This window comes from Paucibacter sp. PLA-PC-4 (assembly GCF_026241155.1).
In the GTDB taxonomy this organism is placed as follows: domain Bacteria; phylum Pseudomonadota; class Gammaproteobacteria; order Burkholderiales; family Burkholderiaceae_C; genus Roseateles_E.
Genome location: NZ_JAPFGP010000045.1, coordinates 1 through 3,120, shown reverse-complemented (window position 1 = coordinate 3,120; position 3,120 = coordinate 1). Strand labels below are relative to the sequence as shown.

Below are 3,120 nucleotides of genomic sequence, written 5' to 3'. Positions count from 1 at the left end.
GTTGCCGCGGTCACAGTGACTGCACAGGACGACCTGAGCAAGACACCGCGCGCACAGAAACAGGCGAGCGGGATGATCCATGCGCACCTCGGCGAACCGAAGGTGCTGGACGGAATCGCCCGAAGCGAGCCACACTTATGTGGCACCGCCTTCATCGGCACGGTGTAGGGCGCGGTACGGTCGTCTGGCTTCCCGGCAAGAGGGACCGTCACCGCGCCCACCTTCTTCGGCATGAGCGTTGTTGTATCCCGAACGCCTCATCAGCGCAGTCGCGTCCTGAAGACTGCTGTCCTGCAGCCACACACCGCCTACGACCTGCCTAGGCAGCGTCGGCATCCCGCCGACCGTATGGGCCTCGCCTGGCTAGCCGCCCTGCAGGGCGGCTAGCCAGGCGCCACCCCTCTTCACGAGCTCAATCAACCCAGGATCAAATCCGATACCTCACCAGCGAATAGATGCGGTTCCAGATCAGCGTTCACACTTGGAACGCACCACGGCATCCTCGCGAATCTTGACGCGCAGCGCGTCGAAGAACACCACCGGGTACATCGGCTCCAGAGGGCGCGTCTGCCAGGCCGTGATCTCGCTCATCACCTCGTCCGTGACGCGGCTGATGAGGTCGGGCGAGACGTCCACCGCGTACATCTCGGCCAGGTAGCCCTGAATCTCGCGCACAGTCATGCCGCGGGCGTACATGGCCAGGATCTTGTCGTCAAAGCCCGTGAAGCGCCGCTCGTGCTTGCCGATCAGCTGCGGCTCGAACGTGCCCTCGCGGTCGCGTGGAACGTCGATGCGAAGCGCACCAACGTCGGTCAAGACGGTCTTCGTGCTCTTGCCGTTGCGGTGATTGGTGGCCGCCCCTTCGGGCTTGACCTGGCCGGGTGCGTAGCCCAGGTGATGGCTCATCTCCGCGCCCAGGGCGCGCTCCATCACAGCCTTCTTGAACTGCTGGAAGATGTTCTCCAGCTCGGCCGGCGTCACCGGCCCAGGGATCAACTGCTCAAGCGCTGCGGCTGAGAATTGCGGCTGCGCCGCATTGCCCGTAAGGGCTTCTGTTTTCTTCTTGCGTGGCATTCATGCTCCAAGTCGACATGCTATGCCTCACACACAAACTTTCTGACACTCCCCAGCAACCGAGTGCTCATGTCGGCGATTCGCCAACGACATCTTCGCGATCTCAAATGCAGCTCTCAGAGACAACGGTGCTGCCAAGCATCTAGCGCTAGGCGTGCATTTCATCTCGCTGCCGCAAGGCGCCAGCTATCCGGCCGAATATGGCGTCCGGCAGCCTTAGCGCCCATCTTTCGCGGGCGGCGTGGTATCCAGACTCTCGGGGCACGTCGACAAGAGAAATGGTTCCGTGGTTGGAGCAGATGCGCAGCTTGCCTGCGTCGAATAACGCATGGATGTCGGCTCTCAGCAGCATGGCGTTGTTCAACCTGCACGCACCTCGCTCAGCATGGCCGATAACGTGAGCGAGCTCAAGGGCTTCTGGCAGCGCCTCTCCAGAGACTGCGCAAAGCGAGAAGGGCGCCCCCTCCGCGAGGAGTTGCCTGCGCAGCCTAGCTTGCCTGGGTCGCAAGAGGATTGACAGCTGTGCTCGCGAGAGGTTCTCGTAAAGACTGCCCGTACCAAGTACACATCGAGTAGCGTGCACCGGCACACCACCTGTCGGCTCGAAGACGGCCGAAGCGTTTGAAAGGTCATCCGCGAATCTCAGCCGCGTCGTGCCCCATCGAATGCCGCCTTCATCAACCTCTTGGTTTCCATCGCGCGCATACAGAAGCGTGACAAGATGATTTCCGTCGTGCCGCTCATAGCTGACGCACTCTGCTGAGTAGTCGATAGGGGTCCAATCCGGGTAGGACTCAATGGTTTCGATCCGCTCGCCGCTATGAAGCGAGTCAAGGCTTAGCGTCAGCCTTTCCGTAGCTGCTGACCAGTCAACGCCGTTGTCAGTGACAGCCGGCCATTCAATCGCAATCGTGACGTCCCGGGGATCAGCGCTACCGCCTGCTGGAGACGTTGAGACCAGCGGCACCTCCTTGACAGCCAAGGGGATGACCCAACGCTGCTCAACCAACGGCTTGTACTGGCTAAGCAACCTATCAAGGAGCTCCAGCGATGCTGCGAACGTGAATCCTCTGTTCCAACACTGCATGCCGTTGCGCCCCTTGGCGACGCGACCGCCGAGCTCATGGCTCTGTACATCCAGCCAAGCCTCAACTTGCCTAGCGCTGAACGGCTTGTCGGCGATTCGCGATGGAAGGATTGCAAACTCGACATCGTTGCCATCCTTGTTTCTGCTGAAGTACGCGGTGATTGCCCAATCGGGTTCCATGCCACGTCGGACTAGGTATAGCCCCTCAGTCCGCAGCCGGCCAGCCAACCTGCCATCAAGCTTGTTCGCGAGCCGCTGGAACTGCAGCTCGAAGTCTTCCGTAGGCGCAACCATCTCGTCCTCCTTGTTGATATGAGTTCCCAGCTGCTGCATGCTGTAGACGCCGGCAGCCGGCAGCCGGCAGCCCTATTTGGGTGCCACACCACTGTCAACTATCAGCTCTACATAGCCGTCGTCTACGCGCGAAAGGGCTTGGTCCAACCCACGCCCTTACCTGCGGCCGCCTCTGGTCTCTCGCAAACGGGCATCGAAATATGAAACCTCTATGGGCCACGCGTCGCCTCGTCAGTCCGTTCCGCAAGCAGGCTAATCAATTCGATGTATTGAAGAGCGTGGGAGTCGGGGCCGGTAGGGAATGAATGACCTCCGGGGTTACGCAGAGCCATGATTGCACCCTCAAAAAGATGCATCATTCCCTCTTGCTCATCCGCGTCGGTGATGTTCGCCATGGCGTTGAAGCGGAGGATTGGGGCGTTCTTCGAGAACACAGTACGCATCAGTGGCAGACCATCAAGATCGGGCCGGCCGGAGCGATCCCTGACGTGCAAGACCAGAGCTTTGCAAGCAGCGAACACCGCCTCCCAAGGGTGGCCGCGGCGCGCGTCAAGCTACCTGTCGCCTCATTCATGCAGCCAATGGCTGAGTATTTCGGGAACGCGAGGCCGCAGTGACGACCGATTCGCGCTCCGGGTTGAGCGTGACGGCCGTGACGTGCGACC

The 3,120-nt window shown here is 60.8% G+C and carries 1 protein-coding gene and 2 pseudogenes; all 3 read right to left on the bottom strand.

The genetic code is table 11. The annotated features are described in order from the left end of the window. Window positions 1-480: 480 nt before the first annotated feature. A pseudogene (locus tag OOZ63_RS28735) lies at window positions 481-1,074 on the bottom strand (transposase); the annotation flags it as partial. Window positions 1,075-1,222: 148 nt separating this feature from the next. After that, window positions 1,223-2,494 carry an HNH endonuclease signature motif containing protein gene (locus OOZ63_RS28730; RefSeq protein WP_266009286.1) on the bottom strand — a complete coding sequence of 424 codons (1,272 nt, stop codon included), beginning with the start codon at window positions 2,492-2,494 and terminating at the stop codon, window positions 1,223-1,225. 170 nt (window positions 2,495-2,664) lie between these two features. Continuing rightward, window positions 2,665-2,982, bottom strand: a pseudogene (locus OOZ63_RS29350) (TIGR02391 family protein); the annotation flags it as partial. Window positions 2,983-3,120 lie beyond the last annotated feature (138 nt).